At 63.9% G+C, this 13,094-nt stretch carries 14 protein-coding genes; 5 read left to right on the plus strand and 9 right to left on the minus strand.

Features of this window, described 5'->3' with window-relative positions; translation table 11 throughout:
- Positions 1–8: 8 nt before the first annotated feature.
- Genes dnaG through A6F65_RS08000 form a run of 3 tightly spaced genes read right to left on the minus strand, consistent with a single transcriptional unit; the run spans position 9 to position 3,100 of the window.
- The gene (gene dnaG, locus A6F65_RS07990; protein ID WP_083989339.1) at positions 9–1,895 is read right to left on the minus strand and encodes a DNA primase; all 1,887 of its coding nucleotides are present in this window, start codon (positions 1,893–1,895) and stop codon (positions 9–11) included.
- Positions 1,896–1,928: 33 nt separating this feature from the next.
- Positions 1,929–2,651, minus strand: coding sequence for a hypothetical protein (locus tag A6F65_RS07995; protein WP_083989342.1), 723 nt, complete (start codon positions 2,649–2,651; stop codon positions 1,929–1,931).
- Positions 2,648–3,100, minus strand: a complete 453-nt coding sequence (locus A6F65_RS08000; RefSeq protein WP_067787570.1) for a GatB/YqeY domain-containing protein — start codon at positions 3,098–3,100, stop codon at positions 2,648–2,650. Before A6F65_RS08000 ends, A6F65_RS07995 begins: the two co-directional genes overlap by 4 nt.
- A gap of 156 nt (positions 3,101–3,256) precedes the next feature.
- Here A6F65_RS08000 and carA point away from each other — a divergent pair, with 156 nt between their 5' ends.
- From carA to greA, 4 genes are all read left to right on the plus strand, one after another.
- A complete protein-coding gene (carA, locus tag A6F65_RS08005; RefSeq protein WP_067787572.1) occupies positions 3,257–4,438 on the plus strand; it encodes a glutamine-hydrolyzing carbamoyl-phosphate synthase small subunit in 1,182 nt (393 codons plus the stop codon).
- Complete coding sequence (locus tag A6F65_RS12890; protein WP_157093094.1) at positions 4,435–4,953, plus strand: hypothetical protein; 519 nt, start codon at positions 4,435–4,437, stop codon at positions 4,951–4,953. Before carA ends, A6F65_RS12890 begins: the two co-directional genes overlap by 4 nt.
- Positions 4,953–8,276 carry a carbamoyl-phosphate synthase large subunit gene (gene carB / locus A6F65_RS08010; RefSeq protein WP_067787574.1) on the plus strand — a complete coding sequence of 1,108 codons (3,324 nt, stop codon included), beginning with the start codon at positions 4,953–4,955 and terminating at the stop codon, positions 8,274–8,276. Before A6F65_RS12890 ends, carB begins: the two co-directional genes overlap by 1 nt.
- 118 nt (positions 8,277–8,394) lie before the next feature.
- Positions 8,395–8,862, plus strand: a complete 468-nt coding sequence (greA, locus tag A6F65_RS08015; RefSeq protein ID WP_067787577.1) for a transcription elongation factor GreA — start codon at positions 8,395–8,397, stop codon at positions 8,860–8,862.
- Positions 8,863–8,886: 24 nt separating this feature from the next.
- On the opposite strand, the gene A6F65_RS08020 is transcribed toward greA, so the two are convergent.
- From A6F65_RS08020 to A6F65_RS08040, 5 genes are all read right to left on the minus strand, one after another.
- On the minus strand, positions 8,887–9,138 hold the full coding sequence (locus A6F65_RS08020; RefSeq protein WP_067787580.1) for a DUF4170 domain-containing protein: 252 nt from the start codon (positions 9,136–9,138) through the stop codon (positions 8,887–8,889).
- A gap of 105 nt (positions 9,139–9,243) precedes the next feature.
- Complete coding sequence (locus A6F65_RS08025; RefSeq protein ID WP_067787582.1) at positions 9,244–9,741, minus strand: hypothetical protein; 498 nt, start codon at positions 9,739–9,741, stop codon at positions 9,244–9,246.
- 23 nt (positions 9,742–9,764) lie between these two features.
- Positions 9,765–10,103, minus strand: coding sequence for a hypothetical protein (locus A6F65_RS08030; protein ID WP_067787585.1), 339 nt, complete (start codon positions 10,101–10,103; stop codon positions 9,765–9,767).
- Positions 10,100–10,582, minus strand: coding sequence for a phage holin family protein (locus A6F65_RS08035; RefSeq protein ID WP_067787587.1), 483 nt, complete (start codon positions 10,580–10,582; stop codon positions 10,100–10,102). The genes A6F65_RS08030 and A6F65_RS08035 overlap by 4 nt, the downstream gene beginning before the upstream one ends.
- A gap of 2 nt (positions 10,583–10,584) precedes the next feature.
- Positions 10,585–11,133, minus strand: coding sequence for a hypothetical protein (locus tag A6F65_RS08040; RefSeq protein WP_237164792.1), 549 nt, complete (start codon positions 11,131–11,133; stop codon positions 10,585–10,587).
- A 179-nt stretch (positions 11,134–11,312) separates the two neighbouring features.
- On the opposite strand from A6F65_RS08040, the gene eno reads away from it, so the two are divergent.
- Positions 11,313–12,599: a phosphopyruvate hydratase gene (eno, locus tag A6F65_RS08045; protein ID WP_067787590.1), complete on the plus strand. Its 1,287-nt coding sequence runs from the start codon at positions 11,313–11,315 to the stop codon at positions 12,597–12,599.
- Between the two features lie 55 nt (positions 12,600–12,654).
- Here eno and ribH read toward each other — a convergent pair whose 3' ends face one another.
- Positions 12,655–13,074, minus strand: coding sequence for a 6,7-dimethyl-8-ribityllumazine synthase (gene ribH / locus A6F65_RS08050; RefSeq protein WP_067787592.1), 420 nt, complete (start codon positions 13,072–13,074; stop codon positions 12,655–12,657).
- Positions 13,075–13,094 lie beyond the last annotated feature (20 nt).

Raw genomic sequence — 13,094 nt, forward strand, 5'->3', positions numbered from 1 at the left:
AAGTCGCTTCAGTCCATTTGCTCGTCGCTGCCAGCCGCATGGGCCGGTGCGATATCCTGATTGTGTTCTGGTGCAGCCGCACCCGCTCGTTTCCTGGCCATCTGCCCCAGCCGCGCCTCGATTTCCAGCTTTCGTTTGCGCAGGCGCTGCTGTTCGGCAAACGCGCCTTCGGGATCGCTGTCGAACCGCGCGGTCGTTTGCACGATCGCCTGTTCGATTGCCGGCCTCTCGACCAGCAGGGCTATGGCTTCGGCCAGGTCCTCGCGAACGGTTTGCGGATCGGAGCCTTCCATCAGGAAGGAAAAGCGGGTGTTATCCGGCACCGGTACGAGGCTGTCAGCGCCAGATATGGGATTTTGGCCGGTCGCTTCAAGCGTTTCCGACACGTCCAGCAAGGTTTCTATCGCCGCCGCGACATTCGGGTCACCCGGCTGCAGGTTGGCCAGCGCCTCTGCATGCGGCGCGATTTCGTGCGGATGGCGCGCAAGACCGGCGATGATGGCGCGCAGGAAAGCATCGCGCGTTCCAAGGGCAGCGAGCTGCTTCAACCGCGCCGAGACCGGTTCTGCGCGGCCGGGTTTGGACCAGGGGCGGTTCTTGGCGAAGGGCTGCCGGGGCTGGAATTCGCGCTTGGGGAAAGCGAAGTCGCTGAACCGGTCCATCAGGTCGCGGCGATAGAGCGCCTTGATGTCGGGGTGCTGGATCGCCTCGCAGTGTTCGATCAAGCGCTGCTTCAGGCCCGCCTTGTCCTCTGGCGAGGAAAGCGGCGCGGCATCGCGTTCGAACAGCCACAGCATATCGAGCAGGGAATGCGCCTTGCCCAACAGGGCCTCCATCGCGCCCGCGCCCTGCTGCTGCAGCAGATCGTCCGGATCGAGGCCGGTGGGCAGCACCACGAAGCTGAGCGACTTGCCGGGCTGCAACAGCGGCAACGCGCGGCCGATGGCCCGCATGGCTGCGCGCTGGCCGGCCTTGTCGCCATCGAAGCAGAGCACGGGCCGGTCCACCATCCGCCAGAGCAGGCCGATCTGGTTTTCCGTCAGCGCCGTGCCAAGCGGCGCGACGGCTTCCTCGAAACCGGCGGCAGCCAGGGCGATCACGTCCATGTAGCCTTCGACCACGATCACGCGATCCGTCTTGCGGCTAGCCGCGGCGGCGCGGTGGATGTTGTAGAGCGTGCGGCCCTTGTCGAAGAGCGGGGTCTCCGGGCTGTTGAGATATTTAGGAGCGCCCTCGACATCGGCCAGGATTCGGCCGCCGAACCCGACCACGCGTTCCCGTGCATCCTGGATCGGCAACGTCACGCGGCCGCGGAATCGGGAGTAGGGCGCCTTGCCGTCCACCGCGATCAGCATGCCGGATTCCACCAGCATGGACGTATCGAAACGGTCCAGCGCGCTGGAGAGGGCGTTGCGATCCTCTGGCGCCCAGCCGAAGCCGAACCGCTCGATCACATGGTCGGACAGGCCGCGCCTGCGCAGGTAAGCGAGCGCCTCTGCCCCGGCAGGATTGTGCAGCTGGGTGCGAAACCAGTCCTGCGCCGCGGCGGTCACATCGTGCAGGCCGGCGCGCTTTTCCGCGCGTTCCGCGGCGCGCGGGTCCGGCGCGGGGACGTCCAGCCCGGCTTCCGCAGCCAGCTCCTTCACCGCGTCCATGAAGGCCATGCCGCGCTGGTCCGTCATCCAGCGGATCACATCGCCATGCGCGCCGCAGCCGAAGCAATGGTAGAAGCCCTTCTGGTCATTGACCGTGAAGCTGGGGGTCTTTTCCTCGTGGAACGGGCAGCATGCCTTCCATTCCCGCCCGGCGCGCTGGAGCTTGTCCGTGCGCATGATGACGGTGCTGAGCGTCACACGTGCGCGCAGCTCGTCAAGCCATTGGGGGGAAAGTGCCATGCCGCGCACCCTAATGCGGCATGGCGGATTCGGCTAGTTGGCGGCAGCCTCGCTTGCCGGTTTTTCCGGCTCACCGGGGAAGGGCGCGGTAACGCCCGCCGTATGGTCGCCGATGCGCAGCTGGTACGCATCTGCCGGGCCCGCCGGGGGCAGAGTTGCCTGCCAGAACAAAGTCAGCGTCTCGCCAGCCGTCCAGCCGTCGCCCGCAACCACACGCCAGACGAGCGAATCGTCCTCGACCTGCACCTTGATTTCGCCCGCTTCACCCAGCGCCGCCTGCGCCTGCGCCGCGTCGAAGCCGACGACATTGTTGAAGCCGTGGGCGGGGCGCAGCATGCGGAACACGTAAGTGCCCGGTGCGCCCGGCTCGCCCATCTCGCTGGCTAGGCCTTCCGAGAGGGCGATGCGGTGGACGAAAGTGTAGACGGTGCCTTCGGGCTGCGCCTTGGGATCGCAGACAGAATTGAACGTGGGCGGGATCGGATCGCCATCCTCGGTCGTCGGCGCGGGGCAGGCGACATAGCTGGTGATCGTGCCGAGCATCGTGCCATCATCGGCCATGATTTCGGACTGTGGCTCGGGCCCCTGGGGTCCTTCGATCTTCGGGCCGAGCGGGATGTCGGAGAGGTTCGCTGCGACCAGCGTCTTCGGGCCGGTGTCTGCCGTCATGGTGGGCGTCGGAGCAGGCTCCGGCTCAGCCGATCCGCAGGCTACCAGCGCGGCAGACAGCGCGAGAAGGGGCAGGGCGCGGATCACGAAAGGGCGTCCCTCACCCAGCCGCTCGTGCGGGTCATGTCCAGCGTGGCGCCGTGGCGGGCCTTCAGTTCGGCCATCACCTTGCCCATGTCCTTCATGCCTTCGGCGCCGACATCGGTCTTTACCTGCGCGATGGCGGCTTTCGTCTCGCCCTCGTCCATCTGGCGTGGCAGGAATTCCTCGATTACCGCAAGCTCCGCCTGCTCCTTCTCCGCAAGTTCGGTGCGGCCGCCTTGCTCATACATCTCGATGGACTCGCGCCGCTGCTTTGCCATCTTCAGCAAGACGTCGGAGACAAGGTCATCGTCCTGCGGCACGCTCTTGGCGGTGCGCAGTTCGATGTCGCGATCCTTGATCTTGGCCATCACCATGCGCAGCGTTGCTGTCCGCTCCTTGTCGCGGTCGCGCATTGCCTGGGTGGTGGCGGCCTGGATGTTCTCGCGGAGCATGTTTCGTCTTTCCTGTGGATGAAATGGCGCTTTGCAGTCTCAGCGCGCCGGATAGGCGAATGTTCCGCCCCATGCCAGCTTGACGTAAGGGCCGCTGCAACCTACCCGCCACCCCTTAGCAACATCGCCGGAAACCCCTGACTCGGAGCGCCCCTCATGGCCGACCCCGCATCTTCACGCGCGCAACCCAAGGATGCGACGGGAGTGATCGTTTTTGCCGATGGAACGGTGGTCTGGGGCAAGGGCTTCGGCGCGACCGGAGCGGCGGTGGGAGAGGTCTGCTTCAACACAGCGATGACGGGATACCAGGAGGTGATGACCGATCCCTCCTACGCCGCGCAGATCGTCACCTTTACCTTCCCGCATATCGGCAATGTCGGCACGAATGACGAAGACGTGGAAAGCCGCGTCGAGGGCGCTGTCGGCTGCGTGGTGCGCGAGGATGTGACGGAGCGCAGCAATTTCCGTAGCAACCGAGAATTCGCCGAGTGGATGGCGGACAACGGCAAGATCGGCATTTCCGGTGTGGACACCCGCGCGCTCACCCGCCGCATCCGCACCCAGGGCGCGCCCAACGCCGTGATCGCGCACGATCCGAAGGGCAATTTCGACGTGGATGCGCTGCTGCAGCGCGCCATCGAATGGCCGGGGCTGGAAGGCATGGACCTCGCCCAGCGCGTTTCTCGCGAGAAGCACGAGGGCTGGGAAGGCGGGCCGTGGAAGCTCGGCACGGGCTATGGCCGCGCACCGCGTGATGCGAAGCCCCACGTCGTGGCCATCGATTATGGCAGCAAGGACAACATCTTCCGCAATCTGGTGAAGGCCGGGGCGCGGGTGACGGTTGTGCCGGCGCGCACGCCGCTGGAGGATATCCTGGCGCTGGGGCCGGACGGCGTATTCCTCTCCAACGGACCGGGCGATCCGGCGGCGACGGGCGAATATGCCGTGCCGACCATCCGCGCGCTGCTCGACCGGGACACCCCCATCTTCGGCATCTGCCTGGGCCACCAACTCCTCGCCCTGGCGGCGGGCGCGAAGACGACCAAGATGCACCAGGGCCACCGCGGCGCCAACCACCCGGTCCAGCGCGTGGGCGAGGCCTGGGGCGAGACGCAGGGCCTGGTGGAAATCACCAGCATGAACCACGGCTTCGCCGTCGATGCGGACACGCTGCCGGACAATGTGGAACAGACGCATGTCTCGCTGTTCGACGGATCGAACTGCGGGATCAGCATTAGCGGCAAGAAGGCATTCGGCGTGCAGTACCACCCCGAGGCGAGCCCGGGCCCGCAGGACAGCTTCTACCTCTTCGAGAAGTTCGTGGGGATGTTGGGGTGAGTGCTTTTCAGCAAGGAAACGCCGATGGGCTCTGCGGCTTGTATTCCATATTGAACTTTCTCAAATCTCTCAGCGATTGGCGCTCGGAAACACCTGAAGGCGCTATGAAAATTGTGTTGGAAGCGGCGCAGTCAGAGGGCGCACTTACTCCAGAAAAGATCACTGGGGGGTTTTGCTCCGACGAATTACAAAGAATAGCGAACCGCGTGTTTGCACGGTTTCGCATGCCATACCGGGCTTATCATTTTGAAGAAATTGAATGGCGCGAAGAAGATGACGCCTACCAAAATCACCACCAAGTTTTAGATAGCGGCGGCGCGATTATCGGAGGCCGCGATGGTCGAGAGCACTGGGTGCTTTTTCGTAGGACGGTAGATGGTCCAGTTTTGGTCAATTCTGCGGATCAAAAACAGCCCACTCGCGCCTTCAACGGCCGATTGAAATCTCATTGTAGCAGTGACTCCATTGCCTTGTTGCCCATCACGCGCGCGACTGTTGAAATCGGACAGGTATAATGCCCAAACGCACTGACATCTCCTCCATCCTCGTCATTGGTGCTGGTCCGATCATCATCGGGCAGGCGTGCGAGTTCGACTATTCCGGCACGCAGGCGATCAAGGCGTTGAAGGAGGATGGCTACCGCGTCGTCCTGGTCAATTCCAACCCCGCCACCATCATGACGGACCCGGAATTCGCCGACGCGACTTATATTGAGCCGATCACGCCGGAGATCGTCGCCAAGATCATCGAGAAAGAGCGGCCGGACGCGTTGCTGCCCACGATGGGCGGGCAGACGGCGCTCAATTGCGCGCTGAAGCTGGAAGAGCAGGGTGTGCTCGAAAAGTTCGGCGTGGAGATGATCGGCGCGAAGGCCGATGCCATCGACAAGGCCGAGAACCGCCAGCGTTTCCGCGAGGCGATGGACAAGATCGGGCTGGAAAGCGCGCGCAGCGGCGTGGCGCATACGGTGGACGAGGCTTTCGAGATTCTCGAGCGGACGGGCCTGCCCTCCATCATCCGCCCTAGCTTTACGCTCGGCGGCACGGGCGGCGGCGTCGCCTATAATCGCAGCGAGTTCGAGAGCATCGTGCGCTCCGGCCTCGATGCCAGCCCCACCACGGAAGTCCTGATCGAGGAAAGCCTGCTTGGCTGGAAGGAATACGAGATGGAGGTCGTCCGCGACAAGGCGGACAATGCGATCATCATCTGCGCCATCGAGAATGTCGATCCGATGGGCGTGCATACAGGCGATTCCATCACCGTCGCGCCCGCGCTGACGCTGACGGATAAGGAATACCAGATCATGCGTACCGCCAGCATCAATGTGCTGCGGGAAATCGGCGTGGAAACAGGGGGTTCGAACGTGCAGTTCGCAGTCAACCCCAAGGATGGCCGCCTGATCGTGATCGAGATGAACCCGCGCGTCTCGCGGTCCTCGGCGCTGGCATCCAAGGCCACCGGCTTTCCCATCGCGCGCGTCGCGGCGAAGCTGGCCGTGGGCTACACGCTGGACGAGATCACGAACGAGATTACCGGCGCCACGCCCGCCAGTTTCGAACCGACGATCGACTATGTCGTGACCAAGATCCCGCGCTTCGCCTTCGAGAAGTTCAAGGGCGCGGAGAATACGCTCTCGACCGCAATGAAATCCGTCGGCGAGGTCATGGCGATCGGCCGCAACTTCAAGGAATCCATGCAGAAGGCCCTGCGCGGCCTGGAAACGGACCTCGACGGGTTCAACCGCGTGACCGAGCTTGAGGGCGTCAGCCGCGACATCGTGACTGCGGCGCTTTCCAAGGCGACGCCGGACCGCATCCTGAAGATCGCGCAGGCCTTCCGCGAAGGCTTCACCGTGGAGGAGGTGCAGGCCATCACCTTCTACGATCCGTGGTTCCTGCGGCACATCCACGAAATCGTCTATGAAGAGCAGATGATCGGCCAGAACGGCCTGCCGGGCGATGCAGCGGGCTTGCGCCGGCTGAAGGCCATGGGCTTTTCGGACAAGCGCCTGGCCACGCTGGCGGTGCGCAGCGTGGGCGTGGCCGGCGGGCTGGGCGAAACGCAGGCGAAGCGCAGCGGCCTGCTGCACGATGCCCTGCGCGCCATGGCCGGTGCCACCAGCGAGGACGAGGTGCGCAAGCTGCGACAGAAGCTGGGCGTGCTGCCCGTGTTCAAGCGGATCGACAGCTGCGCGGCCGAGTTCGAGGCCATCACGCCTTACATGTACTCGACTTACGAGGCACGAAGCTTCGGGGAGCCGGAGAACGAGGCCGATGTCTCCGACCGCCGCAAGATCGTGATCCTGGGCGGCGGGCCGAACCGCATCGGGCAGGGTATCGAGTTCGATTACTGCTGCGTCCACGCGTGCTTCGCGCTGTCCGAGGCCGGGTTCGAGACCATCATGGTCAATTGCAATCCGGAGACCGTTTCCACCGATTACGATACCTCCGACCGCCTGTATTTCGAGCCGCTGACGGCCGAGGACGTGCTGGAAATCCTGCGCGTCGAGCATGAGCGCGGCGAGCTGGTGGGCGTGATCGTCCAGTTCGGCGGGCAAACCCCGCTGAAACTGGCGGGCGCGCTAGAGGAGGCGGGTATCCCCATCCTCGGCACCAGTCCCGATGCCATCGACCTGGCGGAAGACCGCGAACGCTTCGCGAAGCTCGTCCACAAGCTGGACCTGAAGCAGCCCGACAACGGCATCGCTTACAGCCACGAAGAGGCGCTCGCCGTGGCTCACCGCATCGGATACCCGGTGCTGCTGCGCCCCAGCTACGTGCTGGGCGGCCGCGCCATGGAGATCGTCGACAGCGACGCGCAGCTGGAAAACTACATCGCCACGGCGGTGGACGTGTCGGGCGACAGCCCCGTGCTGGTGGACCAGTACCTGCGCGACGCCGTGGAATGCGACGTGGACGTGCTGTGCGATGGCGAGCAGGTCGTGGTCGCGGGCGTAATGCAGCATATCGAGGAGGCCGGTGTGCACTCCGGCGATTCCGCCTGCACGCTGCCGCCCTATTCCCTGCCAGACGAAATCGTCGCGGAAATGGAGCGGCAGGGCGAGGCGCTGGCCATGGCGCTGAATGTCGTGGGCCTGATGAACGTGCAGTTCGCGGTGAAGGACGGCGAGGTTTACCTGATCGAGGTGAACCCGCGCGCCAGCCGCACCGTGCCTTTCGTCGCCAAGGCCATCGGGCAACCCATCGCCAAGTTTGCCAGCCGCATAATGGCGGGTGAAAAGCTGGCCGATTTGCCGAAGATCCGCCGCGAGATGGATTACATGGCGGTGAAGGAAGCAGTGTTTCCCTTCGCGCGCTTCCCCGGCAGCGATCCGGTTCTCACGCCGGAAATGAAGTCCACTGGCGAGGTGATGGGCATCGACCGCGATTTCGCCACCGCTTACACCAAGAGCCAGCTGGCCGAAGGCACGAAGCTGCCGACGTCGGGCACGCTGTTCGTTTCGGTGAAGGACAGCGACAAGGCCGGTATCGTGCAGCCGGTGAAGGATCTGATCGCGGCGGGCTTCAACGTAGTGGCGACAGGCGGCACGCAGTCCTTCCTGGCCGAAGCGGGCCTGCCGGTGGAGAAGGTCAACAAGGTGGCCGAAGGGCGCCCGCACATCGTGGACAGCATCGTTGACGGAAAGATCGCGTTGATCTTCAACACCACCGAGGGCTGGCAGAGCCACAAGGACAGCCAGTCCATCCGTGCCGGCGCGCTTTCTGCCAAGGTTCCGTATTACACGACGGCTGCCGCCTCGGCCGCAGCAGCCCTGGCCATAACCACCGTGGATGCGAGCAATCTTGAAGTCCGCAGCATGCAGGACTATTACAGCTAGCGAAGAATAACGCGTTTCCCCCAAGAATTGCGGGCCAGCCAGTCATCCCTTGCGGGGTGGAGGTGGCCTTTTGACGCAATTTTCGGGGCAGACCAGGGATAAAGAGGCAGGGATTACGATGCAGAAGGTGCCGATGCTGGCGGAAGGCTATGAGAAGCTGACCACCGAACTGAAGGCGCTGCGGGCCGAGCGTCCGCAGATCGTTGACGCGATCGAGGAAGCGCGCGCGCATGGCGACCTTTCCGAAAACGCGGAATACCATGCTGCCAAGGAACGGCAGGGCCAGGTCGAGGCGCAGATTGCCGATCTGGAAGACAAGACGAGCCGCGCGCAGATCATCGATCCCACCACGCTTTCGGGCGACCGCGTCGTATTCGGCGCCACCGTGACCGTGCTGGACGATGAGGACAAGCCGCTCACTTACCAGATCGTCGGCCAGCCCGAAGCGGACGCCAAGCAGGGCCGGATTTCCTACGATTCGCCGCTCGCTCGCGCCTTGATCGGCAAGAGCGTTGGCGATGAGGTCGAAGTGACCGTGCCCAGTGGTGACCGGTTCTACCTGATCGACAAGGTCAAGTTCGTCTAAACACCCTGACCGGGCAAAGCGGGCTTACTCGCCGCCCTGTTCCAATTCTTCATCTGTCAGATGCGGCTCCAGCAGGCGGTGGAGGTGCACGATGACGTATTTCATCTCTGCATCGTCCACGGTGCGCTGGGCCTTGCCGCGCCAGACTTCCTCAGCCTCCGCATAGCTTGCGTAGACGCCGACCAGGTCGACATTTGCCAGGTTCTGGAAATTGACGCCGCGCGGATCGGTGACCTTGCCGCCGAGGACGAGGTGGAGGAGTTGCTTCTCAGCCATGAAAAATCCCGTTGGAATGCGTGAAATACTCACGCAGTCCATACGGGATTGTTCATTCGTCGCAAGTGGCCCGCCCTCAGCGAAGCCGCCTTTCGCTCAGATGGCTCAGTGGATGCGGTTGCGAACCGTCCGGCGAACCGTCTTGCCAGCCTTGCGCGCAGCAATGCGGGCGCTGTCGCCCTTGCTACTGGCGAGGTAGGAGGCTTCGCGCTTCAGGCCGCGGGCGGTGTCGCCCAGGGCATCGCCGAAGTCGCTCAGCTTGTCCGCACCATGGCGGCCTGCATCCTGCGCACTGTCGAGAGCGCGTGCGGCGTAGGCCATGGCCAGTTCCGCGCCGATGGCCGCGAGGCCAGCGGTCTTCGTGCCGGCACGCATGGCCGCGCGGCGGGGGCCGCGGAACATGCCTGCGATCAGCACGCCCACGGCAATGCCGCCTGCGACTGTCGCCACCGGGTGTTCCTTGGCAAACTCGGTGAACTTGTCCTTCGCCTCGATGGCTTTCTCACCGGCCTGGTCGAGAAAGCTGTCGCCGCGGCGCGCGTCATTGCGGGCCTCGGCGGCGTCGATCTTTTCCTTCAGTTCCTGGCGTTTTGCATCGCTCATATCGTATCTCCGTACGGAATTTGTCAGTCGTGTTCGTAATGGTCGGTATCGCCGCTCTGTTCCGCGTCATCGCCGGAATCTTCGTCCAGCAGTCGCTCCAGTCCGGCGAGCAGTGGCTTGCGGGCAAACCAGAGTGCGATACCGGCGAGGAATGTGGTCACCATCCCCTTGTTATCGGCAGCATAATCGACGGCGTCGTCCACCAAGTCCATCGTGCTATCTCCGATCCTGTCGGCAATCCGCCCGCCAACGCCGCGAGCGGCGAGGTCGGTCTTGATGAACTCCAGGTCGGTCTGGAAGAGGCGGCGCGCAGCGTTGCGCATGTCGCGGTCCGCCAGCATATGTTCGCGGGCCTGGCTCATTCCGTCTCTCCCGCATCGTCGCTGAATGCCTCACCCAGCGCACCGAAATTCTTCGCAGCTGCGCGAAACGCAATCAGGGCCACGATCAGCCACAGGCCAACGACAACCGCCGTTGCGCCCCATGCGGTAATCAGCGGGCTCAATCCAAGGATCAGCCCGACCGTCAAACCGATCAGCGCAAGGAAGGCGACCACTGCGCCAATGACGCCGTAAGCTACGCCGCGCTTGGTGCACTGCGCGGCATAGGCGGCGCGGCTTTTCTGGAACGCGATCTCCGCGCCAAGATACGTCTTGCCATCTATGAAGAGGGCTTCGACGTCCTCGAATAGTGAACGGTCGGCGTAGTCATCGGGCGGGTCCTGCCCTTCCGGCGTGGCATACCGGTCGGGATGCACGCCGCGCGGCGCGAGCCCTTCATCCGGCAAGCCGTTGCCGCCGTCGACCGGGTCGACAGCGGCATTATCGTGGGGCGCTTTCACCCTTAGCGGCGGAAGAGGCGGGCGAAGAAGAAGCCGACTACGGCTGCAATGCCGACGGCGGTGCCGGGGCTCTTGCGCACGAATTCGCGGCTGTCTTCGACAATCTCGTCGACCGACTTGGTATCCAGCTTCGCACCGGCTTCCTGCAGGCTGCGCGATGCGGAGCGGGCGTAATCGCCATATTTGGCGCCCAGCTTCTCATCGATGTCGGTAGCGGTATCGCCAACGGTGCGGCCCAGCGCGCCGAGCGCTTCGCTGGCCTTGCCCTTGCCTTCATTGGCGAGGTCGCGGGCCTTTACCTTGGCATCGGTCGTCGCCTGGCCGGACTTGCTCTTGGCCTGCGTGCGGTATTCACCGGCGCGGGTCTTGGCTTCCTTGCCCAGCGCAGCAGCGCCGGCTTTCGCCTCTTCCAAGGCGGCATTGAAGCGGCTCTTGGCTTCCGAAGTGTTGCTGCTGGCCGTGGCCGCGCTCACTTCGGCTTCCATCGCCTTGGTCGATGCCTTCTTGGTCGTCTTCTTTGCTTTGGTCGGTTTGGCGGGTGCCTGTGCCATGGTCGTGTAATCCCTCTTCAAATGCGATTGCAGTAAATGCGAATCCTCCCGCAGCGGTTCACACCCCTGCGCTCTCACTGTTCCAACGCGGCTTGCCTCCGCTTGTTCCGATGGATAGGCAGCGCGCGAACTTCCCTCATATGGGGAGTGTGTTAGCCACATACAACACCGGAGTTACCATGACCGCGATCATCGACATTCACGGCCGCGAAATCCTCGACAGCCGCGGCAACCCGACGGTGGAAGTGGACGTGTTGCTGGAAGATGGCAGCTTCGGGCGTGCCGCGGTTCCCAGCGGCGCCAGCACCGGTGCGCATGAGGCGGTGGAACTGCGCGACGGCGATAGCTCCCGCTATATTGGCAAGGGCGTCACGAAGGCCGTCGATGCCGTGAATGGCGCGCTTTCCGATGCATTGCTGGGCCTCGATGCAGAAGACCAGCGCGATATCGACATGGCGATGATCGACGCCGATGGCAGCGCCAACAAGGCCGTGCACGGGGCGAACGCGATCCTGGGGATCAGCATGGCGGTGGCCAAGGCCGCAGCGAATGCGCGGGGCCTACCGCTTTATTCCTACGTCGGCGGTGTCTCCGCCCACGTCCTGCCGGTGCCGATGATGAACATCATCAATGGCGGGGAGCATGCGGACAATCCCATCGACGTGCAGGAATTCATGGTCATGCCCGTGGGCGCAGGCTCCATCGCGGAAGCGGTGCGCTGGGGCTCCGAGATTTTCCACACGCTGAAGAAGAAGCTGTCGGCCAAGGGACTTGCCACTGCCGTGGGCGACGAGGGCGGCTTCGCACCGGACCTCGCGAGCACCCGGGCCGCGCTTGATTTCATCATGGAGTCTGTTGCGGAGGCTGGGTTCAAGACCGGGAGCGACGTGTGCCTCGCGCTCGATTGCGCCGCGACCGAATATTATGTCGATGGCAAATACGAGATGAAGGGCGAGGGCGCCTCGCTCTCGTCGGACGAGAACGCAGCCTACCTCGCCAAGCTGTGCGAAGATTACCCGATCCGCTCCATCGAAGACGGCATGCACGAAGACGATTTCGATGGCTGGCGCGCGCTGACCGACATGGTGGGCGACAAGGTGCAGCTGGTTGGGGACGATCTGTTCGTCACCAATCCGGAGCGGCTGCGCATGGGCATCGGCAAGGGCCTGGCCAATTCCCTGCTGGTGAAGGTCAACCAGATCGGCACGCTGACCGAGACGCTTGAAGCCGTCAGCATCGCCCAGCGCGCGGGTTACACGGCCGTCATGAGCCATCGCAGCGGCGAGACGGAAGACGCGACAATCGCGGACCTCGCCGTCGCCACGAACTGCGGCCAGATCAAGACCGGCTCGCTCGCCCGCTCCGATCGCCTGGCTAAATACAACCAGCTCATCCGGATTGAGGAAGAGCTGGGCATGAATGCCGCCTATGCGGGCGAGGGGTGCTTCGGCCGCCTCTCTAGCTAATGGCCTCTTGCAAAGCTGGCGGAGCGCAGGCGGAGACCTGCCTCCGCCAGAATGCTCAGCCGAATTTCTGTTGTAGCTTCAACAGGGCCATGGCCGCTTCGGCTGCGCCTGCGCCCTTGTTCGCCTGGGCGGGGTCGGCACGGTAGATTGCCTGCGCCTCGTTCTCCGTTGTCAGGATGCCATTGCCGATGGCGATCCCGTCCATCGTGAGCGCCAGGATACCGCGCGCGCTTTCGCCAGCGACGATTTCGAAGTGATAGGTCTCGCCGCGGATTACCACGCCCAGCGCCACGAAGCCGTCGTATTGTCCGCTTTCGGCAGCCATAGCGATGGCACCGGGCACTTCCAGCGCGCCGGGTACCGTCAGCACCTCGGCCTCGTGACCGGCAGCTTCCAGCGCGCCGCGGGCGCCTGCAATCAGCATGTCGTTGAGATGGTCGTAGAAGCGCGCTTCCACCAGCAGGAACTTTGCCATGTGCGTTTCCTTTATCGTTC

It is taken from the genome of Paraurantiacibacter namhicola (genome assembly GCF_001687545.1).
GTDB classification, from domain to species: Bacteria; Pseudomonadota; Alphaproteobacteria; order Sphingomonadales; family Sphingomonadaceae; genus Paraurantiacibacter; species Paraurantiacibacter namhicola.

Excerpts from the sequence above, each read along its gene's own strand:
- A6F65_RS08020 (WP_067787580.1), bottom strand. The coding sequence starts at position 9,138 with ATGGCTGAGAAGCAACTCCTCCACCTCGTCCTCGGCGGCAAGGTCACC.
- dnaG (WP_083989339.1), bottom strand. The coding sequence starts at position 1,895 with ATGGCACTTTCCCCCCAATGGCTTGACGAGCTGCGCGCACGTGTGACG.
- eno (WP_067787590.1), top strand. The coding sequence starts at position 11,313 with ATGACCGCGATCATCGACATTCACGGCCGCGAAATCCTCGACAGCCGC.
- carB (WP_067787574.1), top strand. The coding sequence starts at position 4,953 with ATGCCCAAACGCACTGACATCTCCTCCATCCTCGTCATTGGTGCTGGT.
- ribH (WP_067787592.1), bottom strand. The coding sequence starts at position 13,074 with ATGGCAAAGTTCCTGCTGGTGGAAGCGCGCTTCTACGACCATCTCAAC.
- A6F65_RS08025 (WP_067787582.1), bottom strand. The coding sequence starts at position 9,741 with ATGAGCGATGCAAAACGCCAGGAACTGAAGGAAAAGATCGACGCCGCC.
- greA (WP_067787577.1), top strand. The coding sequence starts at position 8,395 with ATGCAGAAGGTGCCGATGCTGGCGGAAGGCTATGAGAAGCTGACCACC.
- A6F65_RS08030 (WP_067787585.1), bottom strand. The coding sequence starts at position 10,103 with ATGAGCCAGGCCCGCGAACATATGCTGGCGGACCGCGACATGCGCAAC.
- carA (WP_067787572.1), top strand. The coding sequence starts at position 3,257 with ATGGCCGACCCCGCATCTTCACGCGCGCAACCCAAGGATGCGACGGGA.
- A6F65_RS08040 (WP_237164792.1), bottom strand. The coding sequence starts at position 11,133 with ATGGCACAGGCACCCGCCAAACCGACCAAAGCAAAGAAGACGACCAAG.
- A6F65_RS08000 (WP_067787570.1), bottom strand. The coding sequence starts at position 3,100 with ATGCTCCGCGAGAACATCCAGGCCGCCACCACCCAGGCAATGCGCGAC.